The organism is Acinetobacter sp. 228 (assembly GCF_048147885.1).
In genome coordinates this window covers 1-1,233 of the sequence record NZ_JAYWYV010000370.1, presented here as the reverse complement: position 1 = coordinate 1,233, position 1,233 = coordinate 1, and the positions used below count along the sequence as shown (strand labels likewise).

Genomic DNA, 1,233 nt, shown 5'->3' with positions numbered 1-1,233 from the left:
GTAGTTTAAAACCAAGCATGGCAATACCACAAAGAACCACGCCAGACGAATCGGAACTGGTCCGAAATGTCCCATATCGGCATACAGTGCTTCACCACCAGTCACTGTTAACACCACAGCACCCATCACAAAAAATGTCATGATCGGATGGTGATAGATAAACTGGATCGCCCAATGCGGACTAAACATGCCTAGTACCACAGGTGTTTGGATAACACTGTGAATGCCCAAGATTCCTAACGATAAGAACCACACAAGCGTAATTGGACCAAAAAACTTACCTACAAACGCCGTACCGTGCTTTTGCACCAAAAACAGCGTGACGATAATGGCAATTGCAATAGGCATAATGAACGGGTCAAACACATCGGTTGCAATAGACAACCCTTCGACTGCAGACAATACTGAAATGGCTGGGGTAATAATACCGTCACCAAAGAACAGTGATGCCCCTATAAAGCCTATCGCAATCATGTAGATTTTTTTGTTGTCGGCAATTTTCGCTTTACGCAAATTCAAAGCGAGTAAGGCCATGATGCCGCCTTCGCCATTGTTGTCTGCACGCATCACGATTGCGACATACTTGATGCTAATAATCAGCATTAAGCACCAAAAAATAATGGATAAAATTCCTAATACGTTTTCAGGCTGAATTCCCAACCCATGCGCTGCATGGAAGGACTCTTTCAAGGCATAGAGCGGACTTGTTCCGATGTCTCCAAAGACCACTCCAAGAGCTGCCAAAGCCGTGGCAGGCAAGGTCGCTTTTTTGGCCGTATTTTGCATTGTGTAATTAAACCAATATGATTTTTAGCGCAATCTTATCACCTCTATTATTTTTTTTCTGTAAAGCTCGTCTTAAATCTTGGCAGGACTCGTTTTTTTAGTTACTATCGCACGCCTTGGTGAGGTGTCCGAGTGGCTGAAGGAGCACGCCTGGAAAGTGTGTATACGTTTACGCGTATCGAGGGTTCGAATCCCTCTCTCACCGCCAGAATTCAAAAAAGACCTAATCGTGTTGATTTAGGTCTTTTTTATTGGCTAAATATTTTATTATTCCAATTAAGCTCCACTGCCCAGCTCAGAAACGAGCCAATTAGATTTTGGATCTTTTTTTACAACAGTTACAAACACAATATAGGTTCCCGCAGGGTTACCAGCAAGATCTGCATGTACTGTTTTTATCTTTATGGTAAGTGAAATCATTTTATAAAATTGTTGATAGTAATCAGG

Annotated in this window: 1 protein-coding gene, 1 tRNA gene and 1 pseudogene; 1 reads left to right on the top strand and 2 read right to left on the bottom strand. The window is 42.3% G+C overall.

The annotated features are described in order from the left end of the window. Positions 1–786, bottom strand: a 786-nt coding sequence (locus VXQ92_RS19105) for a KUP/HAK/KT family potassium transporter (protein ID WP_416682858.1), incomplete at its 3' end; no start/stop codon positions are given. Between the two features lie 118 nt (positions 787–904). On the opposite strand from VXQ92_RS19105, the gene VXQ92_RS19100 reads away from it, so the two are divergent. Further along, positions 905–994 (top strand) — tRNA-Ser (locus tag VXQ92_RS19100). Between the two features lie 68 nt (positions 995–1,062). On the opposite strand, the pseudogene VXQ92_RS19095 reads toward VXQ92_RS19100, so the two are convergent. Next, a pseudogene (locus tag VXQ92_RS19095) lies at positions 1,063–1,233 on the bottom strand (hypothetical protein); the annotation flags it as partial.